This window comes from Paenibacillus sp. J22R98 (assembly GCF_059383835.1).
Genome location: NZ_JBXENW010000001.1, coordinates 769,566 through 785,068 on the forward strand (window position 1 = coordinate 769,566; position 15,503 = coordinate 785,068).

15 protein-coding genes are annotated in these 15,503 nt (G+C 50.3%); 12 read left to right on the top strand and 3 right to left on the bottom strand.

The features are described from left to right. The first annotated feature begins 117 nt into the window (after positions 1 to 117). The gene (locus AC50Y3_RS03565; protein ID WP_494817368.1) at positions 118 to 1,467 is read left to right on the top strand and encodes a beta-propeller fold lactonase family protein; all 1,350 of its coding nucleotides are present in this window, start codon (positions 118 to 120) and stop codon (positions 1,465 to 1,467) included. A 67-nt stretch (positions 1,468 to 1,534) separates the two neighbouring features. Here the strand turns inward: AC50Y3_RS03565 and AC50Y3_RS03570 are convergent, their stop codons facing one another. After that, entirely contained in the window at positions 1,535 to 2,302 is a 768-nt protein-coding gene (locus tag AC50Y3_RS03570; protein ID WP_494817369.1) for an alpha/beta hydrolase, read from the bottom strand. A gap of 113 nt (positions 2,303 to 2,415) precedes the next feature. On the opposite strand from AC50Y3_RS03570, the gene AC50Y3_RS03575 reads away from it, so the two are divergent. From AC50Y3_RS03575 to AC50Y3_RS03585, 3 genes are all read left to right on the top strand, one after another. Further along, positions 2,416 to 3,378: a serine hydrolase domain-containing protein gene (locus tag AC50Y3_RS03575; RefSeq protein ID WP_494817370.1), complete on the top strand. Its 963-nt coding sequence runs from the start codon at positions 2,416 to 2,418 to the stop codon at positions 3,376 to 3,378. Between the two features lie 65 nt (positions 3,379 to 3,443). Then, the gene (locus AC50Y3_RS03580) at positions 3,444 to 5,216 is read left to right on the top strand and encodes an ABC transporter ATP-binding protein (protein ID WP_494817782.1); all 1,773 of its coding nucleotides are present in this window, start codon (positions 3,444 to 3,446) and stop codon (positions 5,214 to 5,216) included. 74 nt (positions 5,217 to 5,290) lie between these two features. After that, positions 5,291 to 6,097, top strand: coding sequence for a sugar phosphate isomerase/epimerase family protein (locus AC50Y3_RS03585; protein WP_494817371.1), 807 nt, complete (start codon positions 5,291 to 5,293; stop codon positions 6,095 to 6,097). A gap of 151 nt (positions 6,098 to 6,248) precedes the next feature. Here the strand turns inward: AC50Y3_RS03585 and AC50Y3_RS03590 are convergent, their stop codons facing one another. Continuing rightward, positions 6,249 to 6,404 (bottom strand): DUF1540 domain-containing protein, encoded by a 156-nt coding sequence (locus AC50Y3_RS03590; RefSeq protein ID WP_090983801.1) that lies wholly within the window; start codon positions 6,402 to 6,404, stop codon positions 6,249 to 6,251. Positions 6,405 to 6,541: 137 nt separating this feature from the next. On the opposite strand from AC50Y3_RS03590, the gene AC50Y3_RS03595 reads away from it, so the two are divergent. Beyond that, entirely contained in the window at positions 6,542 to 7,834 is a 1,293-nt protein-coding gene (locus AC50Y3_RS03595; RefSeq protein ID WP_494817372.1) for a voltage-gated chloride channel family protein, read from the top strand. A gap of 30 nt (positions 7,835 to 7,864) precedes the next feature. Here the strand turns inward: AC50Y3_RS03595 and AC50Y3_RS03600 are convergent, their stop codons facing one another. After that, positions 7,865 to 8,335: a C40 family peptidase gene (locus AC50Y3_RS03600; RefSeq protein WP_494817373.1), complete on the bottom strand. Its 471-nt coding sequence runs from the start codon at positions 8,333 to 8,335 to the stop codon at positions 7,865 to 7,867. 241 nt (positions 8,336 to 8,576) lie between these two features. On the opposite strand from AC50Y3_RS03600, the gene AC50Y3_RS03605 reads away from it, so the two are divergent. The 7 genes from AC50Y3_RS03605 to AC50Y3_RS03635 all read left to right on the top strand — a co-directional run bounded on the left by AC50Y3_RS03605 (position 8,577) and on the right by AC50Y3_RS03635 (position 15,461). Continuing rightward, positions 8,577 to 9,110: a hypothetical protein gene (locus AC50Y3_RS03605; protein ID WP_494817374.1), complete on the top strand. Its 534-nt coding sequence runs from the start codon at positions 8,577 to 8,579 to the stop codon at positions 9,108 to 9,110. Positions 9,111 to 9,198: 88 nt separating this feature from the next. Further along, positions 9,199 to 9,534, top strand: coding sequence for a metal-sensitive transcriptional regulator (locus AC50Y3_RS03610; RefSeq protein ID WP_494817375.1), 336 nt, complete (start codon positions 9,199 to 9,201; stop codon positions 9,532 to 9,534). A 111-nt stretch (positions 9,535 to 9,645) separates the two neighbouring features. Continuing rightward, positions 9,646 to 11,874, top strand: a complete 2,229-nt coding sequence (locus AC50Y3_RS03615; RefSeq protein WP_494817783.1) for a heavy metal translocating P-type ATPase — start codon at positions 9,646 to 9,648, stop codon at positions 11,872 to 11,874. Positions 11,875 to 11,899: 25 nt separating this feature from the next. After that, positions 11,900 to 12,097, top strand: coding sequence for a cation transporter (locus AC50Y3_RS03620; protein ID WP_475780663.1), 198 nt, complete (start codon positions 11,900 to 11,902; stop codon positions 12,095 to 12,097). Positions 12,098 to 12,223: 126 nt separating this feature from the next. Beyond that, positions 12,224 to 14,164 carry an ATP-dependent DNA helicase gene (locus AC50Y3_RS03625; protein WP_494817376.1) on the top strand — a complete coding sequence of 647 codons (1,941 nt, stop codon included), beginning with the start codon at positions 12,224 to 12,226 and terminating at the stop codon, positions 14,162 to 14,164. 74 nt (positions 14,165 to 14,238) lie between these two features. Beyond that, positions 14,239 to 14,961: a DsbA family protein gene (locus AC50Y3_RS03630; RefSeq protein WP_494817377.1), complete on the top strand. Its 723-nt coding sequence runs from the start codon at positions 14,239 to 14,241 to the stop codon at positions 14,959 to 14,961. Further along, the gene (locus AC50Y3_RS03635; protein WP_494817378.1) at positions 14,958 to 15,461 is read left to right on the top strand and encodes a disulfide oxidoreductase; all 504 of its coding nucleotides are present in this window, start codon (positions 14,958 to 14,960) and stop codon (positions 15,459 to 15,461) included. The genes AC50Y3_RS03630 and AC50Y3_RS03635 overlap by 4 nt, the downstream gene beginning before the upstream one ends. Positions 15,462 to 15,503: the final 42 nt, after the last annotated feature.

Sequence of the window (15,503 nt, forward strand, 5' to 3'; positions counted from 1 at the left end):
TGATCGGATGCAACCGAGCCTGCACAATCTACCAGCACGACATAGTGATATGTCTCGCGCCATTTTCTCTAGCATCTCATACGATAGAGGAATGGAAGAGTAGAGGAGGCGTCCCCTTTGCCGATCTTGGACACTGGACTGCTGATAAATCGAGAACGAAGACGAACGGCGAGCCTTAGAATTACGGTTATGAATCGCGGAAGACAGCAGGCCTCGGCAGGCATACAGGTGTATACGATTGCAACCGAGGCGGCGGCATCAATGGATTCGAATCTAGTAAACGGTGATCAAGTAGGAGGGGGGTACGGCAAGCTTGTTATGCGCAGGCTGGCTATCGTAGAGCTGCAGCCTGTCGGTTATTCCAGCGGCACCTTCACGGTTCAGCATGAGGTCAAAGAGCTGGACCAGTTTGGCGTTAGTATTACGGCAAACGGTCTTGCGGCGGGCGAGGTGTTTGCTACAATGGCGGAGCTCGATGAGAGGGGCGAGATGATCGATCAGCACAATTTGCAGGTGATGTCGTCGCTGATGGATGAAATGATGCACGCATATGTGGCCAACCATACCGGTCACACCGTGACGGTCATTCAGACGGCAACCAATACGAGAGTGGCAACGATCCCGTTTCCGGTTGGCAGCAGTCCGCGTCAGCTGGATTTTACCCCGAATGGGCGAGAAGTGTTAGTGACCTGCCAGGGCGATAAAACGGTCAAAATCATCAACACGCTCACGCATACCATCGCCGGTGAAATTACGTTCCCGGTAGGCGCGGTACCGCTTGCGATTGCCGTGTCGCGTAACAGCGGCAAAGCTTACGTGACGACGATGGTGGAAGATTATATTGTCGTCATCGATACGGAAACACGCTCACTCTGCAAGTTGATCCCGCTCCCACCAGGTAGTGACCCCGTTGCGGTAGCCATCGCGCCGGATGGACAGAAAGCGTACTGCTGCTTAATCAATAAAGGCTGCATCGCAGTTGTGGACACAATCACCCATGCCATTATATCAACGATCAGGCTCCCTCATGGTGCCAAACCATCCGCGATCGCTTTTACTCCGGACGGAGAGCTTGCGTATGTTACAGATGTGCAGTTTGAACGTGTATATGCGATTCGAACTTCTTCGCAAGTAATTGCGGCTACGATTAAGCTGGATACGGGCAATGATCCCCAGAAGCTAGTGATTACGCCGGACGGCGCATTGGCTTATGTGGCAAGTCGAGGTGGCGACGAGATCGTGGTCATCAATCTGTCGCGCAATGAGATCTTAACCCGTATTGAGCTGCCCGCAGGCAGTAATACGAGCGATATCGCAATAACTGCGGATGGTCTGAAGGTGTATGTGACGATACTAACTTTTGGCTACGTTGCGGTCATTGAGGTTGCGAGTCAGCTGCCGATTGCGATTTTGCCAACAGGCAGTTTCCCGTCAGGCGTAGCGATTTCGCCCATTTTACTGGATTAACCAAACCAAACAAAGCCGCGGTCGGGATAGAGCCTCCAAGCTCATCTCTTCCGCGGCTTTATTGTTATTATTCAAGCGGCAGCCACGCAAGCACATCCTGAATGTGCTTGTCCCAATAGCCCCATTCATGCTCGCCCGGTCCTTCCTGATAGGTAAGCGGCAGCCCAAGACTCCGTGCATGATCTCGGAACAGCACATTGTGGCTGTATAAGAAATCCTCGGTACCGCAGCATTGATAGAGCTTCGGAATCGGTTTTCCGGATGCGGCAAGCTGTTCAGCGGCCAGGAACAAATTGTTCGGCAGCTCGTCCACCTTTTCCGGTGAACCAAATATAAGGTTATAATCAAGAGATGAGCGATCGTTAAAGTCTTTCAAATGAAGTGCACCGGATAAACTTGCGGCAGCTGCGAAGGACTCCGGTTTATTCAGAGCGAGCTTAAACGCGCCATAACCGCCCATCGACAAGCCGGCGACGAAATTATCTTCTCTGCGGTCGGACAGCGGGAAGAAGGAGCGGGCGATTGCGGGGAGCTCTTCGCTAATAAAGGTCCAATAATTGCCGCCTAACGCCATATTCGTATAGAAGCTTCGATGTACGGCAGGCATAACAACAGCGATGCCGAGTGCTGCTACATAACGCTCAATTGACGTCCGTCTCAACCAGATCGTATGGTCATCCGACAAGCCGTGAAGCAGGAACAAAGTCTTATGTTTCTTCTGACCGGCATGGGAAGCCATCCCAATCTGTGAGGGAGCTGCCTGTGGTAAAATCACGTTCATCGACATGGACAAGCCAAGCACTTCCGAATAGAAATCACATTGAATAAGAGCCATCCTGTTTATTACCTCCGTTTTATTCGCATTTGGTATTTGGTTGGATCTGACAAGCTACTCTTATTTTACATGCAAGCAACCCATACAGCCAGTAAGAAAGGAACTACTTACACATGGATGTACTGACTTCAGCGTCATCGAATCGGTCAGAGCTCTACACGGACGAACTACGCAAACACCTGGAAACGTGGAAAATAAACGATGTCGTCATTCTCCGAGGGGGCGAGTTGCTCTGGGATTGGCATGACAAAAACATCGACCGAGTAGGCGCGATCTACTCCTGTACGAAGAGTATTCTCTCCGCCTTAATCGGCATCGCCATCGAGCAAGGCCATATCAATAGCATCGACGAGCCGATAGCCGATTACTTTCCCGCGATTATCGAAATAGATGATGAGCGCAAACGTTCCATTCGAATCAAGCATCTGCTGTCCATGACGTCCGGACTGGACTGGCCGGATTTCGATAAGCCGTATTGGAAAATGAAGCGTACAGACGATTGGATCTCCTTCATTCTCTCACAGCCGATGGTGCATGACCCCGGAGAGGCTTTTGCCTACAATTCAGGCGGCTCGCATGTATTATCAGCCATTCTGACGAAAGCGACCGGACAAACAACCTATGCCTATGCGGAGGAGCATTTGTTTCAGAAGCTGGGATTTCGCAAACCGAGATGGAACAGCCACGACGGCATTTATGAAGGCGGAGCAGGGCTTCATATGACTTCCGGGGACATGGCGAAATTCGGTCAGCTTTACTTGCAAGGCGGGCTATGGAACGGGGAGCAGGTTATTCCTCGGAACTGGGTAGAAATCTCAACCTCGGTTCATCACAAAGGACTAGCTCATTACGAGCCGCCAATATTCGGTGAATACGGGTATCACTGGTGGATATCGACGGTGGCGCATAACGGCGTGGTAGACTACTGCTTTGCCAAAGGTTACGGGGGACAGTACATTTGCATCGTACCGTCTTATGATCTTGTTGTTGCCATCCGCAAGGAGCCTGAGGGCAAGAGCAGCGCGATGGCGGCCAAACAACTGCTGTTCGAGCATATCCTCCCGTTCTGTTCATAATCTGTTCAAAAACCGCTGTTATGCTTAATGCATACTTCAGAATAGATACGCAGGGGAAGGAACTGATCACCATGAACGAACAAGCAAAAACAAGCGGCAGCTGGAAACCGCTGCTGCGATTAATCGGTCAAACAAGACCGTCTAAAGGTCTGCTAATTACAGCTATATCAATGAGTTTGATCGGGACATTGATTTCGCTGATCATCCCGTTGTTTACGAAGAATCTCGTCGACGGATTCTCGATTAGCAATCTTAGCTGGCAGCAAATCGCGCTATTCGGCGGCATCTTCGTACTGCAAGCCTTAGCCAGCGGTTTCTCCATGTATATGTTGAATGCGGTAGGACAGCGAATCGTGGCCAACTTGCGCGACAAGCTGTGGAAGAAGCTGCTGAAACTGCCCATTCCGTATTATGACAATCACCGCACAGGCGAGACGATTAGCCGAATGACCAATGACACCGGTGTCGTAAAGCAGCTTATCTCTGAGAATTTAACGAATTTCTTAACCGGCATTATCTCGGTAATCGGATCGGTTGCCGTATTGTTCTACATGGATTGGAAAATGACTTCAGTCATGCTCGGCGTGATCCCGATTGCTGCCGTTTTCCTTGTCCCGCTGGGCCGTCAAATGTACATCGTTTCGAAGGGACTGCAAGAGGAAACGGCGTCGTTCACGACTACATTAACTCAGGTTCTCTCCGAGGTCAGACTTGTAAAATCGATGAATGCCGAGAAACGTGAATATACAGCCGGCAGCACGAGAATTAGCAGTTTGTTCAACTTCGGTCTGAAAGAAGCGCGCATTCAGGCGATGATTGCACCGCTTATGATGTTCGTTATGATGATGCTGCTTGTGGTCATTATCGGTTACGGCGGGATGCGGGTGGCCTCAGGCGCGCTGTCTGCAGGTGAACTCGTTGCCTTTATTTTATATCTGATCCAAATTGTAATGCCGATGACGCAAATTACTTCTTTCTTCACACAGTTCAAGAAAACAGTCGGCGCCACGGAACGAATCATCACCATATTGGAGTCACCGGAAGAAGATCACGAAGGCGGCAAGCCGGTGGATCGTGCGGATCAAGTTATTTCCGTGAATGATCTCAGTTTTAATTATTCGAATGGCGAGCCCGTGCTGACGGATCTCAACTTCCGTGTAGAACCGGGGACTGTTACAGCGATCGTAGGGCCGAGCGGCGGCGGGAAAACAACCCTATTCTCCCTTCTGGAACGATATTATGAGCCAACTGGCGGGGCGATTAAGCTTGGCCGGCAATCCATCGACAACTACAATTTGAGGTCGTGGAGAAGCCAGTTCGGCTATGTTTCGCAGGAAAGTCCGCTGATTGCCGGAACGATTCGAGATAATTTGTGTTATGGCATGGATCAAGAAGTAAGTGACGCCTCGATCGTTCATGCGGCCGAAATGGCCTATGCCCATACTTTCATCAGCGAGCTGCCAAATGGTTATGATACGGAAGTCGGGGAACGAGGTATCAAGCTCTCCGGCGGTCAACGTCAGCGGATTGCCATTGCCAGGGCGCTGCTGCGTGATCCGAAGATCCTGATGCTCGATGAGGCCACTTCAAGTCTTGACAGTAAATCGGAGGTTGTCGTTCAAGAAGCGCTTAAGAATTTAATGGCGGGGCGAACGACGCTGGTTATTGCTCACCGACTGTCGACGGTGGTGGATGCGGATCAAATTCTGTTCATCGAGAAAGGCAAATTGACCGGAAGCGGAACGCATGATGAGCTGCTTGAAACCCATCCGCTGTACTTGGAATTTGCCACGCAGCAGCTTCGGCTCCATGAGAGAGAAACCGTAGAATTAGAGTAGTCAGCATGGACGGGCACGTGTATAGTAAAGTGTGGTAATTTTATTACAGGTATAGGTCTGAGGAGGAACATGACATGCAAACGAAGTTTTTGAAAGCATTGTGGGGAATGGAAGGCACATACCGGGACATGTTTACCCGGATTAAAGCAGCAGGTTTTGAGGGTGTCGAGACACCAATGCCCGAAGCCGATCAAGAAAATGAATTCAAGGAACTGCTGGAAGAGTTCAAATTCGACTTTATCCCGCAAATCTTCACAGGCGGCGCCGATCATGCGGCCAGCTTCGCTGAGCAAGTGGAGCGCGCGGTTTCGTTTAAACCGCTATTCGTGAACTCCCATAGCGCGCGCGATCATATGACATTCGAGCAGCAAGTTAACTTCTTCGAACAAGCTCTTGCCGTAGAACGTGCAACGGGCCTTGCGGTAGGACATGAAACGCACCGTCAACGTGCGATGTTCACGCCATGGACGACAGCTCGTTTGCTTGAAGCGCTCCCTGAGCTTAAGATCACAGCTGACTTCAGCCACTGGACTTGCGTTTGCGAGTCGCATTTGGAAGATAACAGAGCGGATATCGAGCTTGCGATTTCCCGTACGCTTCATATTCATGCGCGTGTAGGCTATGCGGAAGGACCGCAAGTACCGGATCCATCTGCGCCGGAATACGCTTATGAAGTGTCATTGTTCGAAGGCTGGTGGAAAGAAATGATCCAAAGCCGTGCGGCGCAAGGACATGCTGTTTCGACAGTTGTACCTGAATTCGGACCTCCGGGCTACATGCACACACTTCCGCACACGAACCAACCGGTTGCGGATCTGTGGGAAGTTAACGATTGGATCTACAAACGTTTCCGTGAGAACGTAAAGAACTGGCAAGCCTAAAAAATATTTGTAATTTCCATTCTCAATGATAATTATTATCACTGTTGGCTATACTACGGTATAGAGGGACAGGACGAGGACGAGCCGCCTTCTGGTCGAGGCGGCTCGTTGCTGTTTTATCCTGTTTTATTAAACAAACCAAGAACTTACCTTAGATTTTTGCTTCAAAGGTTTTGCAATCCGTCTCTTCGGAATTGTTCGCTTGTTTCCCGCGGTTACTCACCACATAAATGGAAGAAGCGTTGCAATGGTTGCCTGCAGCCCAATGCTTGCAGGAATTAACTTCGCAAAGTACATCTTTCGCCATCTGAACTCACCTCCGTTCTCATTTAGGATGGTCGTTTTGGCATGCCTTTTATACCCTGGCTGCAGAAGTTTATTGCCTGTGTAGCTGTGAAGCGGCTATGATAGGGAGCAAATAGGATGTAAGGGCTGACGATAACGATGACGATCGTGCGTAAGAATTTCATGTGGATGATGTACAGCCTGTTAACCGGGATTGCCGTCGGTTCGGCTGCCGCTTTGTTTCTGGCCGGACTGGAATATGCAACTTATCTTCAGAATTCCTTTTCTTGGATGCTGCTGCTTCTGCCAATCGCTGGAGCTGGAATGAGCTACTTATTTGTGAAGTATGGGGCGAACACCGCTAAGGGTAATAATCTCATAATTGAGCAAATACGACGGAGCGACTTACAGCTGGGCCTCTATGAACGAGTTCCGATTCGCATGGCTCCGCTCATATTGCTCGGTACGTGGATCACCCATTTATTTGGCGGCTCAGCCGGCCGTGAAGGGACAGCCGTTCAGATGGGCGGCAGTATCGCCGACTGGTTCGGAAGGATGTTTAAGGTTAGTGCAGCAGACAGACGAATCCTGCTGTTAGGTGGAATAAGTGCCGGATTCGGAGCTGTATTCGGGACGCCTTGGGCAGGTACGGTCTTTGCGCTTGAAGTGGTCATCTTGGGCAGGAAAATCTCGTATAACGCGATCCTGCCCTGTCTCATTGCAGCATTTGTTGCCGACTATACAACGCTGGCTTGGGGGATTCATCATATTGCATATAGTATGGGCAGAGGTATACCTTCATTTAGCTGGATTGTTCTGCTGAAGGTGCTGATCGCATCCATCTTGTTCGGTTGGATGAGTCTCTTGTTTACAACCGCGATTCATTTCGTGAAACGAATTGCCTCAAGATGGGTTCCACTTGGCTGGATTAGAGCTTTTGTCGGTGGTTTGCTCATTATTGGGTTAGTTTTTGCCGTTAATACCCGTGAATACCTGGGGTTAAGCTTGCCGCTTCTGGTACAATCCTTTCAGGAGCAAGTGCCGGCTTCCGCATTCTTATGGAAAACGATCTTTACGGTCGTCACACTCGGTACCGGATATTTGGGTGGAGAGGTTACGCCGCTGTTTGTTATCGGTGCCGCACTCGGTAATGCGCTCGCGCCACTCTTGCATTTAAGTGTCGCCTTTCTGGCCGGACTTGGCTTGATTGCGGTATTCAGCGGAGCGGCCAATGCACCGCTGGCTTGTGCCGTGCTAGGATTAGAGCTCTTCGGTACTTCCGGAGCCGGCTATATGCTTCTAGCTTGTATAGTCAGCTATATGTTCTCCGGACATAACGGCATTTACAGCTCGCAGTTAATCGGTGTCGCGAAGCCGCGCTATTATGTTAAGGTGCCCGGATTAAGCTTGCTGCATACGAAACTCAAAAAGGGAAGAAACACTCAGCTATGAGCGCTTCTTCCCTTTTCATTCGTTACTAGACTAGGATACGCGGCGTGCTGTAGCGTAGTGATCGCTCCACCAACCGGATTTGATGCTTGAGATCATGACGCCCGGCTTGCCATAGGTATGAATCATTTTGCCGTTACCGATGTAGATGCCGACATGGTGAATCGGTTTATAGAAGAATACCAAGTCGCCTGGCTTCAGATTGCTTTTGCTTACATAAGTACCGACTTTGGATTGGCTCTTGGACGTACGCGGCAGCGTAGTACCATGCTTCTTAAACACATATTTGGTGAAAGAAGAGCAATCGAAGTAGCGAGTTGTTGACGTGGAGACGCCATATTTATAAGGTGTGCCGAGATATTTTTTGGCGGTGCTGATAATGCTGCTTGCTTTCGCAGCTGAAGTTGCGTGAGCCGGTGTAGCTTGCAGTGCTACTGTACCGCCTGCCAGCAAAGAGAAGCTTAATGTGATACTCATAATAAATTTGCTGATTTTAGTGTTCATGATTAAAGTTCCCCCTGTGATGTAGTTCCCATGGTTCATGTTCGCATGGGACAAATGACCTAAAAACACTATAGCACATAATAAAATCCCAACATTTACTTGGAAAGCGGATTCACAAGGAATGACAAGGGTTTCAGCCGAACTATGAGAAATGCATTAGAAATTCTTCATCGAATGAATATTGACATGCGACACCGAATACTATCATGGAATGATGAGGTGACAAAGGGGCGTTCGATCGATGAATTACTTCTATTTCGGTAGCATTGTTGGGGTTGCAGGCATGTCCATCTGGTCGATAATCCGTACATATAGTAGAAGTTCGTTCCTAAGCTGCATGGCAGGAATGATGATTGCCATGACGATTGGGATGATGACAAGCGTCTCCATTGGTACGATCGCAGGCGTTTTATATCCCAAAGATTTGACGTTCCCGACTGCAGCCTCCGTGCTCCTTGGGCTTGTCTGCGGTTACCTGGCAGGGAAGCCGGTTAGTACGATGGCTGCGCTTGACGGCATGCTTGCCGGAATAATGGGAGGCATGATGGGTGCGATGCTTGGCGTCATGATGGGCAAACATGCTGCGATGATGGTGCTTTTCGTCGATGTGTTGTATGTATTCATTCATCTGGTTGTTTTACAGCTAATCCGGGAAGAATCACGAGAGGCGACCACGGAAGCGAAGGGAGACAGTAAGCAGACGCCGATTCTGCATCCGCTCGTATTCGGGCTTGGTATATTTGTGCTTGCAGCCGTGTTTCTGTACCAGGGTTAGTCGACCGAATCGTTGCATGCACGAACGAAGTTTGTTATACCCCCTGGAGGTATGATATAGTAATTGGTATGAAGAGGGGGATTGCGGGATGAACCATAGCGAGCAAGAGCAAAAACAAGAGCATTGCCACGATCACGCCGGTTCAGTTCGGCGCAGTGCACATGCCGATGAAATTAAGAACAGCCTGATTACGCGTTTGAACCGGATCGAAGGGCAAATTCGCGGGTTGAAGGGACTTATTGAGAAGGATACGTATTGCGATGATGTGCTCAATCAGATCGCTGCCGCACAGTCGGCCTTGAATGGCGTCGGGAAGCTGCTGCTCGAACATCATATGAACAGCTGCGTAATCGAACGCATCCAGCAGGGTGATCATGAAGTCGTAAAGGAACTGCTTGTGACCATGAACAAGCTGATGAAATAATAGGCCGACAGACCGAAAATGCAGGCTGTGCGGTCTTTTTTACACCTCTTGTAATACCCCCATGGGGTATGGTAAAATGATTATGAGGATATACCCTCCGGAGGTATATAGATCGAAGAAAGGAATGGATCTATAGTGGCGATTCAGAAGACTACGCTTCAGATTAGCGGTATGACATGCGCTTCTTGCGCTTCTCGAATCGAGAAGGGGCTGTCGAGACTTGAAGGCGTCACGAGTGCCAGCGTGAATTTGACGATGGAAACCGCTCGTGTGGAATATAATGAAGCTGTCATCGCTGTTGGCGATGTGATGAGCAAAGTCGATCAGTTAGGGTTTCATGCTGAGCTACATAAAGAAATGTCGCAGCTCGGCGAACAACGAGAATCCGGATTGAAGCAGCTGAAGCTGCGATTGCTTATTTCAGCGCTGCTCTCCTTGCCGCTGCTGTTAGCCATGGCGGATCACTTCGCTTTTGCATCATTTCTACACATTCCGGCCTGGTTGATGAATCCTTGGCTGCAGCTAGTCTTGGCAACACCGGTTCAATTTGTAATAGGAGCTCCGTTCTATATTGGTGCCTATAAGGCATTGCGCGGTAGAAGCGCCAATATGGACGTGTTAGTTGCGATCGGCACATCTGCGGCTTATTTCTACAGTTTGGCCCAGACGCTGGAATCCCTGGTGCAAGGCATGCATAAGGTTGAACTGTACTATGAAACGAGCGCGCTGCTCATCACCTTCCTGCTTCTTGGCAAGCTGCTCGAGGCGCTGGCCAAGGGCCGTTCCTCACAAGCGATTAGCGCGTTGATCGGGCTGGCGCCAAAGCAAGCTGTCGTTTTGCGAGAAGGAATAGAGGTTCGTCTGCCGATTGAAGAGGTGCAGCCCGGTGATTTCGTCGCCGTTAAGCCTGGGGAGAAGATCCCGGTCGATGGAGTTGTTTTAGAAGGCAGCTCGTCCGTCGATGAGTCGATGCTTACCGGCGAGAGTTTCCCTGTTCAGAAGCAGACAGGCGATCCGCTTATCGGGGCTACGATTAACGGAAACGGCGCATTGGTCATGCAAGCTACGAAGGTAGGCAAAGAGACCGTACTGGCTTCGATTATCCGAATTGTTGAGGAGGCGCAGGGTTCGAAGGCGCCGATTCAGCGAATCGCGGATGTTATTTCAGGCATTTTCGTGCCTATTGTCATCGGAATCGCTGCGGCGACATTTCTGGTATGGTACTTTGCACTTGAGCCCGGGGCATTCCCGGAGGCGCTGCGCAAAGCGATTGCGGTACTCGTGATTGCCTGCCCTTGTGCACTTGGTCTTGCGACGCCGACCTCGATTATGGCAGGCTCAGGCCGAGCGGCCGAGCTGGGCATCTTGTTCAAAGGCGGAGAACACCTTGAACGTGCGCATCTCATAGACGCCGTGCTGCTCGATAAGACGGGAACCGTGACGGAAGGGAAGCCGAAGCTGACGCGTTATCAGATCGAGCCCGGTTTTCAAGAAGAAGAGGTGCTCCGACTCGTTCTTACAGCCGAGAGCAGCTCCGAGCATCCGCTTGGCGAAGCGATTGTCGCCGGTCTTCTTGAGCAGGGCTTCGAGAAGGCAGCGGCCATGGAATCGTTCTCCGCGATACCCGGCTTCGGGATCGAGGCGCGCATCGAAGGAAAGGAGCTGCTTGTCGGCACTCGCCGCCTGCTTGCGCAGCACCATGTCGAGTTTGTGGATCAAACGCAAGTTGAACAGCTGGAGAATGAGGGCAATACGGTTGTTCTCGCAGCTGTAGATGGCGTGTACGCAGGTTACCTTGCGGTTGCGGACCGTATCAAACCGACTTCTCGCGTGGCAGTCGAGGCGCTGCAGGCACTTGGCCTGGAAGTTGTACTGATTACCGGGGACAACGCTTCTACCGCGCGGGCAATCGCTGAACAAGCAGGGATACGTACTGTCCTTGCCGAAGTATTACCGGAAGGTAAGGCGGAGGAAGTGAAGAAGCTTCAAGCGCGAGGACTTAAAGTCGCGATGATCGGCGACGGTATTAACGATGCGCCGGCGCTGGCTACCGCTGATATTGGGATGGCGATGGGGACGGGAACCGACGTTGCCATCGAGGCAGCCGATATTACGCTGATGCGCGGTGATTTAAGCAGCATTCCCGAGGCGATCGCGCTTAGCCGGAAAACGATGAGCAACATCAAGCAAAATTTATTCTGGGCTCTTGCCTATAATGCAGTCGGGATCCCGATTGCCGCAGCCGGCTGGCTCGCCCCTTGGGTGGCAGGGGCTGCGATGGCGCTGAGCTCGGTATCAGTCGTGCTCAGCGCCTTAAGACTTCAACGATTCCGCAAATAACTTTGACTAAGAGGAGCGATTTCAAATGACAACTACCATTCAAGTGAAGGGCATGTCCTGCCAGCATTGCGTGAACAGCATTGAGGGAGCGCTGAAGAAGAACGGCGTAGCAGCAAAGGTTGATTTGCCCGGCAACCGGGTTACGGTCGATTATGAGGAGAAATCGATCTCCTTGGATCGCATCAAAACACTGATTGAAGATCAAGGATTCGATGTCGTGTAAAGCTAAGTGGCAATTCTTTCATCAAGGCTAATCCACGTGATGGATTAGCCTTTTTGAGTGGAAACATGATATGATTACGGTTTGAATGTTGTTCGAAATTGAGTAATGCTGGAGGCTTTGAAACTGGTGAACAAGTACCCTTTTGACTTTGACCCGAAAGAATCCTTCGTCCAGCAAGCCAGCGATTGGATTGCGGATGTCTTCTATGAACGGCTGCCTGAAGCCGGATTTGAACTCCGAGATGAGCAGATCTATATGGCTTTTCAGCTGGAACGGGCTTATAGCGAGAAACAAACGATTTTTGCAGAGGCTGGCGTAGGGACGGGGAAAACATTCGTCTATTTGCTTTATGCCATTAACTATGCACGATATACACGAAAACCGGCCATTATTGCCTGTGCGGATGAATCGCTGATCGAGCAGCTGGTGAAGCCGGAAGGCGATATCGCGAAGCTGGCCCGTTATCTGGATTTGACGATCGATGCGCGGCTGGGCAAATCGATGGATCAATATATTTGCTTGAACAAGCTCGAAGATGCAAGAGGCGGCTTCACGGATACGGAGATTTATCGGGACATGCATGCTGCATTGCCTGATTTCGTCCATAACCCGGGCACGATGCAAGCCTTCCATCCCTATGGCAATCGTAAGGATTACCCGAACTTGACGGACGATCAGTGGAAAGCAGTTGGCTGGGATGTGTTCCAGGACTGCCTGGTTTGCTCAAGGAGACACCGCTGCGGTCAGACGCTCTCGCGGGAGCACTACCGTAAGGCAGCGGACATCATCATCTGCTCCCATGACTTCTATATGGAGCATGTGTGGACGTACGAGGCACGTAAACGCGAAGGACAGCTTCCGCTTCTGCCTGAGCATAGCTCTGTCGTATTTGACGAAGGCCATCTGCTGGAAACTGCTGCACAGAAGGCGCTCACCTATAAACTGAAGCACAACGTATTTGAATCCATCATTACGCGGCTGCTTCAAGGAGAAATCCGCGAGACGCTTGCCGTCACGATCGATGAAGCCATCGAGCAGAGCGAGCATCTCTTCAGACTGCTGGATTCCAGCAGCCGTTCCATTGCGGCGTCGGATCGACGTGAAGTGATAATGTCAGATCGGTTGTTGAAGGAAGTTACTCGCTTCGGGGCAGTGCTTGCCGCGATTGAAGAGGAGCTTGTCTTCGAAAGCGGGATGTTCACGATCGATGCGTATCAGCTCACCATTGTGGAAGAGCATATCGAGATGCTTCAGCTGGCGCTGAATTTATTTAAGAAGCCAAGCGGGTTGATCACTTGGATCGAAGAAGAGCAGGACGGCATTACGCTTGTCATTATGCCGAAGCTCGTGAAGGAGATTCTGGAGGAGCGTGTCTTCTCGAAGCACATGCCAATTGTGTTCTCTTCCGCTACGATGTCCGTCAATGATTCGTTTGATTATATCGCAGATAGTCTGGGTATCCAGAAGGCGTTATCCTTCTCGGTAGCGTCGCCTTATGATTATGAGACGCAGATGAGCGCAGCGGTCGCGCCGATTAGCAGCCAGGCTGGCAAGCTCAAGCTTGCCCTGCAGCGGCTTCAGCAATCGGAAGGACGAGCGCTTATCCTGTTCCCTTCCAAGGAAGAATTGCTGCAGTTCAAAACGGATATCGCCTCGATTCCAGGCTACGCAACTTTCCGGTTCCTATTCGAAGGAACAGCTGAAATCAGTCATCTCATCGAGTCGTTCCAGAGTGATGAAGCCAGTGTCCTATGTGCGGTCACACTATGGGAAGGGCTTGATATTCCGGGCCCGTCGCTGTCGCATGTGCTGATGTGGTCGCTTCCATATCCTCCGAACGATCCTGTTTTCACAGCTAAACGCAAAGATGCCGAGCACCCCTTCGAAACCGTGGACATGCCTCATATGCTGCTTCGGTTAAAGCAGGGCTTGGGACGTTTAATTCGAGGTCGTGAGGATACGGGGATGATTACAATGATGGGCAAAGAACTGGCAGATGCGCGGGTAATGGAGCAGGTAGAACGCATTCTTCCGGCAGGCGTTAAGCCGCAGGTTCTAAGCGTTTGAATGAATTGACATCTAGTATGTCGTTCTCTACAATTTAAATAGAATAGGCTCATAGAAAAGGATGGGAAGCAATTATGTCGCAGCCAATGAAGAAATCCACGTATAAGAGTCAACGTAAAGCCGAGCAAGAGAAATTGGAGAAGCAGCGCAAATTTATGAAGAAGCTGATGTGGGGAACAGGTATCGTTGTTATTCTGGGCATCATTGCGGCCCTGATTTTCACGCCGAAGGCAGATCCGACCGCATTTGATTACGAACAGCTGCCTATTCTGGGGAAAGCGGATGCACCGGTCAAAATTGTCGAGTTCGGCGATTATAAATGCCCGTCCTGCCAAATCTTCAGTCAGCAAATTAAGCCGCAGATCGAGAAAGATTACGTGGAGTCGGGCAAGGTTGCCATCTACTTCATGAATTTCCCGTTCATCGGAGATGATTCGACGACAGCCGCTCTGGCCGCACAATCCGTCTACCATCAGAATAATGACGCTTTCTGGAAATATTTCGATGTTCTCTATAAGAACCAGCAAGATGAGCACACACTTTGGGCTACTCCTGAATATCTGGTTCAGTTGGCCAAAGATAATGCGATCGACGTTGATCTGGATGTATTGAAGAAGGATATCGAAGAAGGCACCTATGCCTCTGAAGTCAGCAAACATAAGAACACTGCAATCGCCGCTAACGTTAATTCCACGCCAACCTTGTTCATTAACGGCGAAGAATTTAAAGGCGAATTCGGTGACTATCCAAGTATTAAGAAGGCTATCGACAACGCGCTGGCCGACGAGGGCAAATGATCCAAACGTCATCGAGACTTGGGTTCTTTAGCAAATACGCGCTCTACTTGGCGTGGATCGTATCGATTGTCGCTACGGGCAGCAGTTTATATTTAAGCGAAATCATGCACTTTATCCCATGTAATTTATGCTGGTATCAACGAATATTCATGTACCCGCTTGTGGTGCTGCTCGGAATGGCGAGCTACCGCAACGACCGCAAGCTGATCCCGTACATTTGGCCGCTTTCCCTACTGGGCGGATTGATCTCCATCTATCATTATGCGGAACAGCAAATTCCGGCTCTGGCCAAAATGCTTCCATGCACTGTCGGCGTTCCGTGCAGCGATGATTATCTCGACTGGTTTGGCGGATATGTTACCATTCCGTTCTTGGCTTTGATTGCTTTTGCCTTGATCACGATGTTGATGTTGAATGCGCGAGGAACGGCGGAAGAAGCGATTGATGATTCCGAGCAAGTCGAGGATGAAGAAGAGCTGGGTGAACGTTCCACCTTATAAAAAGAGTAGAAGTCCTTCGGGACTTCTTTTTTTTGTCGAATT